Below are 14331 nucleotides of genomic sequence, written 5' to 3'. Positions count from 1 at the left end.
CGGTAATGTGGTCGCTGCACCGTGCCTGCACCGTGCGACGCTAGGCCACAGTCCCCGGAATCAGCTGATGCGGTTTTTTCGTGCCCATCTGCACCTGTTTCGAGGCGAGCGAGGCAAGTCATAGTCGTTCGCGTATGGCCGATGCGTGCTGTCAGCGGCCGTTCCCTGCATGATTACCCGTTCCGCTCAACCGTTTTGATAGGACCCTCGATGATTCTCAAAGGCCTGACCTGGCTGGTCGTACTGCAGCTGCTTGGCAGCGTCATCCATCTCTCTCTGCTGCCAGCGCTGCCCGGTCCGATCATTGGCATGGTGCTGCTGTTCGGGCTGCTGTTGCTGCGCCGCGGCATTCCCGAACCGCTGGAAAAAACCGCCGCGCTGCTGCTGCAGTATCTGCCGTTGCTGTTGATCGTGCCGGCGGCGGGAATCATGACCAGCAGCGAGGCCTTGCTTGCAGACCTGCCGGCGATTGCCGCCGGGCTGGTGTTGTCGCTGGTGGTGACCGTGCCGTTCTGCGGCTGGCTGATGCAGCGGCTGATCCGACGCATGGACCGCCGGACGGAGGACCAGGCATGAGCGGCGTCGACTGGCGTAGCGTTTGGGCGCTGACCCTTGATCACCCGTTGTTCTCCGTGGCGCTGACTCTGATTGCCTTTCAACTGGCACTGGCGTTGTACCGACGCAGTGGTTGGCTGGTGTTGCAGCCGGTCATGGTCGGCATGCTGCTGGTGGTTGGCACGCTGTACCTGTGTGGCATCGACTATGCGAGCTATCGCGCCGACGCCTCGATGATCGCCGTGCTGGTCGGCCCGGCGACCGTGGCGCTGGCCGTGCCGCTGTACCGCCATATTCGCCGCATCCAGCAGCTGTTCTGGCCGATCCTCATCACGCTGGTGTCCGGTGGTGTACTCGGCGTTGCGCTGACCCTGGCGATCGCCGGCGCGCTGGGCGCGGATCTGTCGGTGCTGATGAGCCTCTCGCCCAAAGCAGCGACCATGCCGATCGCGATGTTGGTGGCTGAACAGCTGGGTGGCCTGGCGTCTCTGGCAGCGGTATTCGTCATGCTCACCGGGGTCATTGCCACCGCGCTTGGGCCGCTGTTGCTGGGTTGGGCCGGCGTCGATCATCCGGCGGCACGAGGCTTGAGCTATGGCATCAACGCGCACGCCATCGGCACGGCGAGGGCGCTGGAGGAGGGTGACGAGTGCGGCGCGTTCGCGGCGCTGGGGATGAGTCTGCTGGGCATTCTGATCGCATTGTTCCTGCCGTTGGTGCTGGGCTAAGGGGCTTTGTTGCATCGACAGCTGTTGCGATCGGCCCGCCTATGCCTAGGCTTAGGGCTCTTCCCTCAGGAGCGGTCCCATGTTCGAGCAGTTCCAGCGTAACGAGTGCGAGGTCAACGGCGTTCGGATCAACTATCGCAAGGGCGGCTCCGGTCCGCCTCTGCTGTTGCTGCACGGTTACCCGCAGACGCACGTAATCTGGCACAAGGTGGCCGATCAGCTGGCTCAGCGCTTCACAGTCGTGGCGGCCGACCTGCGCGGTTACGGCGATAGCAGCAAGCCCGAAGGCGGGGAGGATCATATCGCCTACAGTAAGCGCGAGATGGCGCGCGACCAGGTGGAGCTGATGCGCGCGTTGGGCTTCGAGCGCTTCGACCTGCTCGCCCACGACCGCGGTGCGCGGGTCAGTCATCGGCTGGCCATGGATCACCCGCAGGCCGTGCGGCGTCTTATCCTCCTGGATATCGCGCCGACCCTGGCGATGTACAGCCAGACCGACGAAACCTTTGCTCGCGCCTACTGGCACTGGTTCTTCCTGATTCGTCCGGCGCCGCTGCCGGAAACGCTGCTCGAGGCCGACCCCGAACTTATCCTGCGCACCGCCGTGGCCACCCGCGCCGATCATGTGCATCCGTTCAGCGAGGGCGCGTTCGCCGAGTACTTGCGATGCATGAAGCTGCCCGGCACCGTTCATGCGTTCTGCGAGGACTATCGGGCCAGCGCCGGCATTGATCTCGACCATGACCGGCAAGACCGTGCTGCCAAGCGAATGATCGCCGCGCCGTTGCTGGTGCTGTGGGGTGCCAAGGGTGTGATCGAACGTTGTTTCGATCCGCTTGAGGAATGGCGCGCGGTTGCGTCAGACGTTCAGGGCAAGGCCCTGCCAGCGGGGCACTACCTGCCGGAAGAAGTGCCCGAGCTGCTATTGGAAGAAGTGCTGGCGTTTCTCGCCTGAGGTCGGCCATCGCGAGGCGCGATATATCGATCATAGCGATAGGTTCGTACAGAAAAATCCAACCATGCACCCGGCGATTCAATAGAAGATCACCTCATTCCGTCACTCGGCGCGCCTGTCGCCGAGTCGGCCACCGTTTAGAGGTCTCTCAAATGATCGACATTCGTCCCCGCGCCGAGCTTGGCAGCGCCCAGCATGGTTGGTTGGATACCCGTCATCACTTTTCCTTCGCTGAATACCACGACCCGGCCCGCATGCACTGGGGGCACTTGCGGGTCTGGAATGACGACAGCATCGCACCGCATTCCGGCTTCCCGAGCCACCCGCATCGCGACATGGAAATCATCACCTACGTGCGCAAAGGCGCGATCACCCATGAGGACAGCCTCGGTAACCGCGGCCGAACCGTGGCGGGCGACGTCCAGGTGATGAGCGCCGGCACCGGCATCACCCACAGCGAATACAACCTGGAAGACGAGACCACCGAGATTTTCCAGATCTGGATCTACCCGGATCAGTCCGGCTTGCCGCCTGCCTGGGGCACCCGGCCTTTCCCGGCCGGTGAGCGCGCCGGCAGCTTTGTCACTTTGGCCAGCGGGATGGCAGAGGACGGCGATGCCTTGTCCATTCGAGCCGACGCCCGCCTGGTTGCGGCGACACTTTCTGCCGGTCAGGTTGCCGAATACCAGATTGGCGCGGACCGGAAGGTTTACATGGTTGCGGCCAGCGGGCGTATCGAAGTCGCGGAGCGAATCGCGGCGGCAGGTGATGGGGTGGCAGTGCGAGATGAGACGCAGCTGAGCATCAAGGCGTTGGAAGACAGTGAAATCGTGCTGGTCGACGTTCGCTGAACGTATCGACTTCTACTACTCAAACCGGAACACAACCCAGGAAGAGGAAACTGAAAATGGCGAAGATTCTCGTGGTGTATCACTCAATGTATGGCCACATCGAAACCATGGCCAATGCAGTGGCTGAAGGTGCGCGTCGTGTCGAAGGCGCTGAGGTGACCATCAAGCGCGTGCCGGAAACCATGCCGCAAGAGGCTTTCAAGAATGCCGGTGGCAAGGTCGACCAGCAGGCGCCCTTTGCCAATCCGGCTGAGCTGGCCGATTACGACGCGATCATCTTTGGTACGCCGACTCGCTTCGGCAACATGTCCGGGCAGATGCGTACCTTCCTCGATCAGACCGGTGGGCTCTGGGCCAAGGGCGCGCTGCACGGCAAGGTTGCCAGCGTGTTTACTTCGACCGGCACCGGCGGCGGTCAGGAGATGACCATTACCTCGACCTGGACCACTTTGGCGCACCACGGAATGATCATCGTGCCCACCGGCTACGGTATCGGCGAGTTCTTCGACATTTCTGAAGTGAATGGCGGCACGCCGTACGGTGCCTCGACCATCGCTGGCGGTGACGGCTCGCGTCAACCTTCCAATAAAGAACTGACCATTGCCCGTTACCAGGGCGAGCTGGTGGCCCAGACAACGGTCAAGCTGAAAGGCTGATCGGCTGTGAAGGTGCCGGGTGGCTTGGCTCGCCCGGCGTCTCGGCCCTATCAGCCGTCATGCAGCAACCCGTACATCAGCTCATCGACATAGCCGGTGTCGCTGGCACGTTTGTAGGCCGCCCGCTGAGTGCCTTCGTGAACGAAGCCCAGACGTTCGTAAAAGGTGATGGCGCGGGGATTGTCCGCTTCGACTGTCAGCTCGATACGGGTGATGCCCGCTCGCTGTAGCCGCGCAAGGGCGTCCTGCATCATCCCCATGGCGATACCTCGGCCTTGAGCTTCCGGCGCCACGGCCAAGGTTCCAAGGTAGGCGACATGGGCAGTACGACCGACGTGCCGCTGCGCCTTGTAGAAGCCCATTACTTCGCCATCGATTTCGTATACGTAGAAACAGCCACTCTCGAACAACGGGTCGAACACCTTGCCGAACGCCTCGCGCGGCATCGGATCGAAGCCGAGGAAGGGCACCACTGACTCGTGCATGTAGATGTCGTAGACCCGATCAAAATCGGTAGGGGCGACCAGTCGGCGCATATCCATCCTCCTAGGGCAGGGGCGCGAACAGCGCCTCGATATCACTCGGCTCCAGTTGCCAGCCGCCTTGACCACTGGCATCCAGCACGCCTGCGGCCAGTTCGGCTTTGCGTTGCTGCAGTTGCTGGATCTTTTCTTCGACGGTAGCGCGAGCGATCAGCTTGTAGACGAATACCGGCTTGCTCTGGCCGATGCGGTGCGCGCGGTCGGTGGCCTGGTTCTCCGCGGCCGGGTTCCACCAGGGGTCGTAATGGATCACGGTGTCGGCAGCCGTCAGGTTCAGACCGGTGCCGCCAGCCTTGAGGCTGATCAGAAATAGTGGGACTTCCCCATTCTGGAACCGCTTGACGGGAGTGCGCCGATCCTTGGTTTCGCCGGTGATCTGTACATAGTCGATGGTGCGGCTCTGCAGCTCTTCTTCAATCAGCGAGAGCATTGAGGTGAACTGTGAAAACAGCAGGATTCGTCGGCCTTCGGCGAGCAGCTCGGTCAGCATCTCCATCAGGCTGTCGAGTTTGCCAGAGGTGCCGCCCCGGACTGGCCGGGCGACGTCGCCCTTGACCAGGCGGAGATCGCAGCACACCTGACGCAGCTTGAGCAGTGCATCGAGGATGATGATCTGACTACGCGCCAGGCCTTTGCGGTCGATCTCCTCGCGGACTTTGCTGTCCATCGCCAGTCGCACGGTTTCGTACAGGTCGCGCTGAGCCGGGCTGAGCTCGACCCAGTGCAAGATCTCGTTTTTGGGCGGTAACTCCTGCGCGACCTGTTCTTTGCGTCGCCTGAGCAGGAAAGGTTTTATCCGCTTGGTGAGGTGCTCGAGCCGATCGGCGTCGCCGTGTTTCTCGATAGGCGTGCGGTAGTCCCGGGTGAATTGCTTGGTATCGCCGAGCCAACCGGGCATGAGGAAATGAAACAGCGACCAGAGCTCGCCCAGATGATTTTCCAACGGCGTGCCGGTGAGGCAGAGGCGCTGGCGGGCGTTCAGACGTCCGGCAGCTTGCGCGGCCTTGCTGCTGGCGTTCTTGATGTTCTGGGCTTCGTCGAGCACCAGCACATGCAGCGGGACGTCTGCGAGCAGGTCGATGTCTCTGGGCAGCAGCGCGTAGGTGGTGAGCAGCAGATCGTAGTCGGTCAGGTGCTGGTAGAGCTGTCGACGCGTCGTCCCGTGCAGGGTCGCCACTTTCAGCGATGGCGCGAAGCGGGCCGCTTCATCCTGCCAATTGGGGATGAGGGTAGTGGGCATCACCACCAGAGAGGGTCGGTCCAGCTTGCCCGCTTGCTTCTCCAGTAACAGGTGAGCAAGGGTCTGCAACGTTTTACCCAGGCCCATATCGTCGCCCAGAATGCCGCCGACCTCTAGGGCCCGTAGCGTTTGCATCCAGCGCAGGCCGTCCAGCTGATAGGGGCGCAGTGTTGCATCCAGGTCCCGCGGTGGGCTGATGTCTTGTTTGCGGTAATCGCGCAGTCGCTGGGCGAAATCCCGTAAATGCTCGCCGCCATGCCATTGCAGTGGGAGCGAATCGAGCCCGGCCAGCCGGGCCGCATCGGTTCGCTCCAGTCGCAAGTTCTCGCCGTTTGGTTGCTCCTGGAGATAAAGCTCCGAGAGGGTGGCCAAGATGGGTTTCAGGCGATCGAAGGGCAGCAGCACTTGCAGCGGTTGGTCATCTTCCTCGCGGCGCCGATCAATCTGCACCCGCAGGGTTTCGTCGTCGCCGCGTTGTGCCAGGGCGTGGGCAGAGAGCAGGGCCGGATTGCGTCGGATCAGCCCGAGCAGAACCGGCAATAGGCTGATTCGCTCACCTTCAACGATGATGCCGAGCTCCAGGTCGAACCAGCTGTGCTCGGGCGGCTCTTCGACGTCGACGTACCAGGCATCAATCGCCGTCAGATCGTAGGCGAAGCCGGGCTGCATGACGATCTGCCAGCCTTGCTCGCGCAGCGGGGCCAGTTGGGTTTGGGTGAAATTGAGCCAGGCTGCCTCGCTCGGCAGCTCGAACATCTCGGCCGAATCCTTCGGCAACGCCTGACTCTGGCGCAGCGCTGGGCGAAAACCCAGTTGCTGCAACTGCTGCCGCAGCGCCTGTTCCGCGTCCGGCCGGCGGGCGATGCTCAACACGCGAGCCCCGTCGGTCTGGCGTAAGCGTTGGCCAGGCTTGGCTTTGCCGTGAACCTGGGTGTGGCCGTAGAGGAAAGTCAGCCCGGCACGATGCTGGTGCTCGCTCACCATGCGACCGCTGCTGAGCTGGTAGTTGACCGACTGATGGCTGCCGAGGCTCAGGTGGGGCAGTGGAAGCAGGTCATCGACCTGATGTTCTTCGGGCTTGGCGGGGGCCGGCAGCTGTGGGGCGATTTCATGCAGCGTCAGGCTGAACAGGGCGGCCTGGGCGGATGGAACCGAGGGTGCGTCGAGGAGGTGCCGAGCCAGTGGCATAGGCAGACCGTGATCGACCATGCCCATTTCGTTCCGGGCCCTGTCGAGGTAGTACAGCGGGTCCACAGCGGTAAGCAGTTCGCCGTGGGGTTCGGCCATGTCCAATCCAGGCTGGAAACCCCCGTCGGTTTGCTCGTTCCAGTTGAAGCGTGCCTGTCGGGATCGGCCGGGCTGCAGTGCGGGCTGATCCCAGCTGAGAAAGGCGCGACCGCTCTCGAGAATCAGGCGCAGAATCTCGCCGCCGTTCTCGCCGTTGGGCTTGAAACCATTGCCTGATGTGCGGCCCAGCGTTACCAGTGCGGCAATGCGCAAATCCAGCGGCTGCATGAAGGTCGGCTTGCGAAAGCTGGCTTCCCGCAATCCATAGTAGGGCTGCCGCTCGCCCCAGGTGCCGTCCTTGTGTTGACGCACCTTGTAGACCTCCACGGAGAAGTCAGGGCATAGCAGATAGTGCAGACACCGGCCTTGGCCGGTTTGCAGGTTGTCACCTAGCGCCTGTGGGAGCTGCGATAGCCATTGTTCCAGCCGGTCAGGGAAGCGCTCACCGGACTGCTCGCTCTGCTTGGCGGGCAAGCGCTCGGCTTGCGATTCGAGGGACGCTATCAGGGCTACGCAATGCTTGCAGTTGAGGCCAACCGGGCAGCTGCAGATGCAGCTGAGCCGGCCGTCGCGGGATAACTCCAGTGACTGACGATAGACGCTGCCAGCTGAACCGCGGCAGGTCGCTTCGACATACCGTGAATCCTCACGGACGATCCTGATGCGGTTCTCCGCTGCGTACTGCTGGCCCCTGGCGATTGCGTTTTCGGAAAACGGTAATCGCCAGGCAGCGGGCAGGTTGGGGAGAAAGTCACCCTGCATCGGTGGATCGGGTGGTGAGTACAGGCGTCTTCGGCATCGTTACGGCTTTTCCGCGGACAAACGTTCGAGCAATGCCTCAAGCGTGTTGAAGCGCTCTTCGGCACGCTCCATCGGCACCTGAAACTTGAACATCGTGGCGCCTTCGAACTTGTAACGGTTGGGTTGGCTCTGGATCAGCTTGATCAGCACCATCGGGTCGACGCTTGTATCCGCAGCGAACTCGATACGGCCCCCTTGAGGCCCGGCGTCGATCTTGGTGATGCCGAGGCTGGCGGCCTGCAGCTTAAGCAGGGTCAGCCTGACCAAATGCTTTGCCGGTTCAGGCAGCAGACCGAAGCGATCAATCATCTCGACCTGCAGTTCGCGCAGTCCGTTCTCGTCGGCGGCATTGGCGATGCGCTTGTAGAGGATCAACCGCGCATGCACATCTGGCAGGTAGTCTTCCGGAATCAACGCTGGTACGCGCAGATTGATCTCCGGTCCGCCGCCCAGCGGTTGATCGAGGTTCGGCTGTTCACCTTTCTGGATGGATTTGACCGCACGCTCGAGCATTTCCATATAGAGCGTGAAACCGACCGCCTGAATCTGCCCGCTCTGGCCATCGCCGAGCAGCTCGCCCGCGCCGCGAATCTCCAGATCGTGGGTGGCGAGGACGAAGCCCGCGCCGAGATCCTGTGCGTTGGCGATGGCCTCCAGACGCTTTTCGGCGTCAGGGGTCATGGCCTTGCGTGGTGGCGTCAGCAGATAGGCGTAGGCCTGGTGGTGGCTGCGTCCGACGCGACCTCGCAGCTGATGCAGCTGGGCCAGGCCGAACTTGTCGGCACGTTCGATGATGATGGTGTTGGCGCTCGGTACGTCGATGCCCGTCTCGATGATGGTCGAGGCGATCAACACGTTAAAACGCTTGTGGTAGAAGTCGCCCATCACCTGTTCGAGTTCGCGTTCGCGCATCTGGCCGTGGCCTACGCCTATGCGGGCTTCCGGCACCAATTCGGCAAGATCGGCGGCGCATTTCTCGATCGTCTTCACGTCGTTGTGCAGGTAATAGACCTGGCCACCACGCAACAGCTCACGCAGCAGCGCTTCCTTGATCACAGAGTTCTGCTGCTCCATGACGAAGGTGCGCACCGACAGCCGGCGCGCAGGCGGCGTGGCGATGATGGAGAGGTCGCGCATGCCGGCGACGGCCATGTTCAAAGTCCGAGGGATCGGTGTGGCGGTCAGGGTGAGGATGTCGACTTCGCTGCGCAGCGCTTTGAGCTGTTCCTTCTGGCGCACCCCGAAGCGGTGTTCTTCGTCGATGATCACCAGGCCGAGATTGGTGAACTTCACGTCGTCCTGCAGCAGTTTGTGCGTACCGATGAGAATGTCGACCTTGCCTTCGGCCAGCTCCTGCACAGCAGCCTGGATTTCCTTGGCTGACTTGAAGCGGCTCATCACCTCGACGCGCACCGGCCAATCGGCGAAACGGTCGCGGAAGCTGTTGTAGTGCTGCTGGGCAAGCAGGGTGGTTGGCACCAGCACCGCTACCTGACGGCCACTGTGTACCGCAATGAAGGCGGCGCGCATGGCAACTTCGGTCTTGCCGAAGCCCACATCGCCGCAGATCAGGCGGTCCATAGGGCGGGGCGCGAGCATGTCGTTGCGAACCGCTTCAATAGCGGCCATCTGATCTGGGGTCTCCTCGAACGGGAAGCCAGCGCTGAACGTCTCGTAGTCGAGCTGCGGGTCTTCGAACGCATGGCCTTCACGTGCCGCGCGGCGGGCATAGATGTCGAGCAACTCAGCGGCGACATCTCGGACCTGCTCGGCCGCTTTGCGCTTGGCCTTCTGCCAGGTTTCCGAGCCCAGGCGGTGCAGCGGCGCCAGTGCATCGTCGCTGCCTGTGTAACGAGCAATTAGGTGCAGGCTGGAGACCGGTACGTAAAGCTTGGCCTCTTCGGCGTACTGCAGCATCAGGAACTCGGCGGCCTGACCTTCGATCTCCAAGGTGACCAGGCCGTGATAACGGCCGACACCGTGGTCGATGTGAACCACCGGCGCGCCTTCACGCAGTTCGGTGAGGTTCTTGATGACGTTCTCGCCGGCATCACGACCTTTTTCACGCCGGCGGCGCTGCATGATGCGCTGGCCGAACAACGGGCTTTCGGCGATCAGCGCCAAGGCCGGGTCTTGCAGCAGCAAGCCGTCGTCGAGCGGGGCGATGGCGATCGCCAGACGCTCGCCGCTTTCAACGAACTGCGGCCAGCCAGCAACTTCCTGCGGACGCAGCTTCAGCCGAGCAAGCAGCTCGAGCAGAACCTCGCGACGGCCGGCCGATTCGGCGGTGAACAATACGCGGCCTGGAAATTCGTCGAGAAAGCGGCGCAATGCACCCAAGGGTTCAGGTGCCTTGGCGTCGATCGCAAGCTCAGGGAAGCGGCTGGCTGGAAAGCGCTCGCGGCCGATGCCGGTTTCTACATCGTCCTGGCTGGCCACGATCCGCGGCCAAAGTTTTAGATGCGCAAAACAGTCTTCGACCGCCATGAACAGTTCGGCGGGTGGTAGCAATGGGCGCTCAGGGTCGACGCGACGTTCTTCGTAGCGAGTACGGACGTCTTTCCAGAAGTGCTCCGCAGCCTGCTCGATACCCGGCAGCGAGAACACCTGGGTGTCTCCCGGCAGATAATCGAACAGCGTCGAGGTCTCGTCGAAGAACAGCGGCAGGTAGTACTCGATACCGGCCGGCGTGATCCCGGTGGATAGATCCTGGTAAACCGGGCAACGGCGGAAATCCACATCAAAGCGCTCACGGAAGCGTGCGCGGAAGCCGGTGACCGACTCCTTCTTCAGCGGGAACTCGCGTGCCGGCAGCAATCGTATCGACTCGACTTTATCTATGGAACGCTGATTTTCTGGATCGAAGGTGCGCAGCGTTTCAATTTCGTCATCGAACAGGTCGATGCGGTAGGGCAGGGGGCTGCCCATCGGGAACAGGTCGATCAGCGCGCCGCGGACTGCGAACTCGCCATGTTCGTAGACCGTATCGACGCAGCGATAACCGGCCGCTTCGAGGCGCGCCCGCATCTGCTCGACATCGAGCTTCTGACGGACATCCAGCACCAGGCTGGATCCGAGCAAGAATCGCTTCGGAGCAAGTTTGTGTAGCGCTGTGGTGATGGGAACTACCAGAACGCCGTGTGTCAGTTCCGGCAGCTGATAGAGCGCTGCAATCCGCTGGGAGATGATGTCCTGATGCGGCGAAAACACGTCATAGGGCAGCGTCTCCCAGTCGGGGAAGTGCAGAACCGGCAGGTCAGGCGCAAAGAAGGCGAGCTCTTCTTGCAGGCGTTCGGCGCTTTGGCTGTCGGCGGTAAGAAGGAGAGTGAATCGATCTGCGTTGCTGGCTGCTTCGGCAATGGCCAGGCTCAGCGCGGCACCAGGAAGGTTGCCCCAGGTTTGCTTGCCGCTGGCGGCAGGCATGGGCGGAAGGCGCAATACGGACACGAGTGGGCGTGGCTCCGGTCGATAAAAATGGACCGCCCGGATTGTAACTATCCGCGCGGGACGCTGTCAGTGTTTCGGCTGCACAGATTGCCGGCGCTAGGGTGCGGCGGCATAATGTAGCCCTTTTTCTCAGCCCCTACATGTTGGAAGGAACTGCCCGTGACTCAGAAGCCCGACCAGTGTCTTGGTGAATGGATTGATCGAGAAGCCCTCGCCGAAGCGATGATTCCGCTGATTGGTCAGCTGTATCGTAACAACAACGTGGTGACTTCCATCTACGGCCGTGGGTTGATCAACCGTTCGGTCATTGCTCTGCTCAAGGCGCATCGTTTCGCTCGTCACCGTCAGGCTGACGAAGCCGAGCTGTCCGTCAACGAAACCCATCAGATCCTCACAACCATGAGCCAGATGGACCTTGGTGCCGCTTCGGTGGATCTGGGTAAAGTCGTGGCCAAGTTCAAGGCCGAGGGCAACGGCCGCAGCCTTGATCAGTTCGTGCGTGACGAACTCGCTGAAGTTGCTGGCAAGCGCAACACCACCGGCGTCCATAAGGGCACCGACGTCGTGCTCTATGGCTTCGGCCGGATTGGTCGCTTGCTCGCCCGCATTCTGATCGAGAAGACGGGCGGCGGTGATGGCCTCCGTCTGCGAGCGATCGTTGTGCGCAAGGGTGCTGAAAACGACCTGGTCAAACGCGCCAGCCTGCTGCGTCGCGATTCGGTTCATGGTCCGTTTGAAGGCACTATTCACATTGATGCCGAAAACAACACCATCACTGCCAACGGCAATCTGATCCAGGTGATCTATTCGAACGATCCGGCCTCGGTGGATTACACCCAGTATGGAATCGAAAACGCTCTGCTGGTCGATAACACCGGCAAGTGGCGCGATGCCGAGGGCCTCAGCCAGCACCTCAAGTGCCCAGGTGTTGCCCGCGTTGTGCTGACTGCGCCAGGCAAGGGCGAGCTGAAGAACATCGTTCACGGCATCAACCATGGCGAAATCACGGCCGACGACAAGATCGTCTCCGCTGCCTCCTGCACCACCAACGCGATCGTGCCGGTGCTTAAAGCAGTCAATGATCAGTACGGCATCGTCAACGGTCATGTCGAGACTGTGCATTCGTACACCAACGACCAGAACCTGATCGACAACTTCCATAAAGGCAGTCGCCGTGGCCGTAGTGCTGCGCTGAACATGGTCATCACCGAGACGGGTGCTGCTACGGCTGCCGCCAAGGCGCTGCCCGTACTGAAAGGCAAGCTGACAGGTAACGCCATTCGCGTGCCGACGCCGAACGTCTCGATGGCGATTCTGAATCTGAACTTGGAAAAGGCCACGAACCGCGAAGAGATCAACGAGTACCTGCGCCAGATGGCCATGCATTCAGATCTTCAGAAGCAGATTGACTTCGTCAATTCGCAGGAGGTTGTTTCAAGCGATTTCGTAGGTTCTCGTCACGCAGGTGTTGTCGATGCCGAGGCGACGATCTGCAGCGATAACCGAGTCGTACTTTACGTCTGGTATGACAACGAGTTCGGATATAGCTGCCAGGTAGTGCGTGTAATGGAAGATATGGCCGGCGTGAACCCGCCTGCTTTCCCGCGCTGACGGGCGCTTTTGCTGAAAGAAAACGGGAGCTTCGGCTCCCGTTTTCGTTTCGTATTTTCTCGATAATGCTGCGGTCGATGCGCTGGCAGCTGGAGCGTCAATAGTCGGTTGCGGATGACCGCTTGTCTTTAGTCAAAAAATTGGAAGACCTTGGGTGGTCAGTCACGGGTCGCGGCCTCTATAATCGGGCGGATTTCTACCTGGGCCCGTGGCATAGCGTCGCGTCGATATATTTTTCGGCGCGCGTCGTGCAATTCGACCTTCAGCTAAATCGCTGGGCCTGTAAAAAAGTCTTTTAAAATCAGTGGTTAGGCGAGCCGATGATCAATATAAAACGTGGGCTAGATTTGCCCATTGCAGGTGCGCCGGCGCAGCGTATCGAGGCCGGAAGGCCCGTGCGAAGCGTCGCCGTAGTAGGGTTTGATTACCCTGGCATGAAACCGACCATGGAAGTTCAGGTCGGTGATCGCGTGAAACTGGGTCAGGTGTTGTTTTCGGACAAGAAGACGCCTGGCGTTCATTTCACCGCGCCCGGTGCGGGTGTTGTAAGCGCGATTCATCGTGGCGAGAAGCGCGTCCTGCAATCGGTCGTCATTGACTTGGAAGGCGCTGAAGAAGTGACTTTCAGCCAGTACGGCTCGGCTGAGCTGGAAGCGATGGGTGACGAGAAGGTTCGTGAGAATCTGCAGCAGGCTGGTCTCTGGGCAGCGTTTCGCACACGTCCATATAGCAAAGTTCCGGCTATCGATGCCGTTCCCAGCTCGATCTTCGTCACTGCCATCGACACTCATCCGTTGGCTGCTGATCCAGCATTGATCATCGCGGAGCGCGCTGCTGATTTCGAAGCAGGCCTAAAGGTTCTCGGCAATCTGGGTAAGCTGTTTCTGTGTAAAGCCGAAGGCGCCTCGCTACCCGGCGAGCAGATTGCGAAGGTTAAGACTGAAAGTTTCGCTGGTCCGCATCCTGCCGGTCTGGCCGGAACACACATTCATTTTCTGGACCCGGTTAGCGCCACCAAAAGCGTGTGGGCCGTTGGTTATCAGGACGTAATCGCGATCGGTGCACTGTTCCTTACCGGAAAGCTTTCGGTAGAGCGTGTGGTGTCGTTGGCCGGTCCGGTCGTTGAAACCCCGCGTCTGGTGCGTACTCGCCTGGGCGCCAATCTCGATGAGCTGACAGCTGGCGAATTGCAGCCTGGTGCAAACCGTGTCGTATCTGGATCGGTTCTGGGCGGACGTACGGCGCATGGCGCTTTCGCGTTTCTCGGTCGCTACCACCAGCAGGTTTCCTGCCTGCGCGAAGGTAAGGAGCGCGAGATGCTGCACTACCTGCGTGCCGGTAGCGACAAGCACTCGATCCTCAATATCTATATCTCCAAGTTGATGGGCGGCAAGAAGTTCGCTTTTTCCACCTCCACTAATGGCAGCCCGCGGGCCATGGTGCCGGTTGGGAACTACGAAGAGGTCATGCCGCTGGACATTCTACCGACTCAGTTACTGCGCTCTCTTATCGTCGGAGATACCGAGGTTGCGCAGAAATTGGGCTGCCTCGAGCTTGATGAAGAGGACCTGGCACTGTGCACCTACGTCTGTGCCGGCAAGTACGAATACGGCCCGATCCTGCGAGACAATCTGACCCGTATCGAGAAGGAGGGTTAA

Annotated in this window: 10 protein-coding genes; 7 read left to right on the top strand and 3 right to left on the bottom strand. The window is 61.0% G+C overall.

Going from position 1 to position 14331, the window contains the following annotated elements; translation table 11 throughout:
- The first annotated feature begins 210 nt into the window (after positions 1 to 210).
- The 5 genes from RT21_RS05875 to wrbA all read left to right on the top strand — a co-directional run bounded on the left by RT21_RS05875 (position 211) and on the right by wrbA (position 3745).
- Positions 211 to 576: a CidA/LrgA family protein gene (locus RT21_RS05875; protein ID WP_045428905.1), complete on the top strand. Its 366-nt coding sequence runs from the start codon at positions 211 to 213 to the stop codon at positions 574 to 576.
- Entirely contained in the window at positions 573 to 1283 is a 711-nt protein-coding gene (locus tag RT21_RS05870; RefSeq protein WP_046161992.1) for an LrgB family protein, read from the top strand. The genes RT21_RS05875 and RT21_RS05870 overlap by 4 nt, the downstream gene beginning before the upstream one ends.
- 79 nt (positions 1284 to 1362) lie before the next feature.
- Complete coding sequence (locus RT21_RS05865) at positions 1363 to 2238, top strand: alpha/beta fold hydrolase (RefSeq protein WP_046161991.1); 876 nt, start codon at positions 1363 to 1365, stop codon at positions 2236 to 2238.
- A 152-nt stretch (positions 2239 to 2390) separates the two neighbouring features.
- On the top strand, positions 2391 to 3089 hold the full coding sequence (locus RT21_RS05860) for a pirin family protein (RefSeq protein WP_046161990.1): 699 nt from the start codon (positions 2391 to 2393) through the stop codon (positions 3087 to 3089).
- A gap of 56 nt (positions 3090 to 3145) precedes the next feature.
- The gene (wrbA, locus tag RT21_RS05855) at positions 3146 to 3745 is read left to right on the top strand and encodes an NAD(P)H:quinone oxidoreductase (RefSeq protein WP_045428898.1); all 600 of its coding nucleotides are present in this window, start codon (positions 3146 to 3148) and stop codon (positions 3743 to 3745) included.
- Between the two features lie 50 nt (positions 3746 to 3795).
- Here the strand turns inward: wrbA and RT21_RS05850 are convergent, their stop codons facing one another.
- Genes RT21_RS05850 through mfd form a run of 3 tightly spaced genes read right to left on the bottom strand, consistent with a single transcriptional unit; the run spans position 3796 to position 11062 of the window.
- The gene (locus RT21_RS05850) at positions 3796 to 4281 is read right to left on the bottom strand and encodes a GNAT family N-acetyltransferase (RefSeq protein ID WP_046161989.1); all 486 of its coding nucleotides are present in this window, start codon (positions 4279 to 4281) and stop codon (positions 3796 to 3798) included.
- 10 nt (positions 4282 to 4291) lie between these two features.
- On the bottom strand, positions 4292 to 7576 hold the full coding sequence (locus tag RT21_RS05845; RefSeq protein WP_234463560.1) for a DEAD/DEAH box helicase: 3285 nt from the start codon (positions 7574 to 7576) through the stop codon (positions 4292 to 4294).
- Positions 7577 to 7615: 39 nt separating this feature from the next.
- On the bottom strand, positions 7616 to 11062 hold the full coding sequence (gene mfd / locus RT21_RS05840) for a transcription-repair coupling factor (RefSeq protein WP_046161988.1): 3447 nt from the start codon (positions 11060 to 11062) through the stop codon (positions 7616 to 7618).
- Positions 11063 to 11221: 159 nt separating this feature from the next.
- On the opposite strand from mfd, the gene RT21_RS05835 reads away from it, so the two are divergent.
- Together RT21_RS05835 and RT21_RS05830 are read left to right on the top strand one after the other, a co-directional pair.
- Positions 11222 to 12673 carry a glyceraldehyde-3-phosphate dehydrogenase gene (locus RT21_RS05835; protein ID WP_046161987.1) on the top strand — a complete coding sequence of 484 codons (1452 nt, stop codon included), beginning with the start codon at positions 11222 to 11224 and terminating at the stop codon, positions 12671 to 12673.
- A gap of 320 nt (positions 12674 to 12993) precedes the next feature.
- On the top strand, positions 12994 to 14331 hold the full coding sequence (locus RT21_RS05830; protein WP_046161986.1) for a Na(+)-translocating NADH-quinone reductase subunit A: 1338 nt from the start codon (positions 12994 to 12996) through the stop codon (positions 14329 to 14331).

This window comes from Pseudomonas sp. 10B238 (assembly GCF_000970615.1).
Lineage (GTDB): Bacteria > Pseudomonadota > Gammaproteobacteria > Pseudomonadales > Pseudomonadaceae > Stutzerimonas.
This window is presented reverse-complemented; position numbering and strand designations above follow the sequence as displayed.

Coding starts and splice junctions, on each gene's coding strand:
- RT21_RS05870 (WP_046161992.1), top strand. CDS start 573: ATGAGCGGCGTCGACTGGCGTAGCGTTTGGGCGCTGACCCTTGATCAC.
- RT21_RS05860 (WP_046161990.1), top strand. CDS start 2,391: ATGATCGACATTCGTCCCCGCGCCGAGCTTGGCAGCGCCCAGCATGGT.
- RT21_RS05850 (WP_046161989.1), bottom strand. CDS start 4,281: ATGCGCCGACTGGTCGCCCCTACCGATTTTGATCGGGTCTACGACATC.
- RT21_RS05845 (WP_234463560.1), bottom strand. CDS start 7,576: ATGCAGGGTGACTTTCTCCCCAACCTGCCCGCTGCCTGGCGATTACCG.
- RT21_RS05865 (WP_046161991.1), top strand. CDS start 1,363: ATGTTCGAGCAGTTCCAGCGTAACGAGTGCGAGGTCAACGGCGTTCGG.
- RT21_RS05875 (WP_045428905.1), top strand. CDS start 211: ATGATTCTCAAAGGCCTGACCTGGCTGGTCGTACTGCAGCTGCTTGGC.
- wrbA (WP_045428898.1), top strand. CDS start 3,146: ATGGCGAAGATTCTCGTGGTGTATCACTCAATGTATGGCCACATCGAA.
- RT21_RS05830 (WP_046161986.1), top strand. CDS start 12,994: ATGATCAATATAAAACGTGGGCTAGATTTGCCCATTGCAGGTGCGCCG.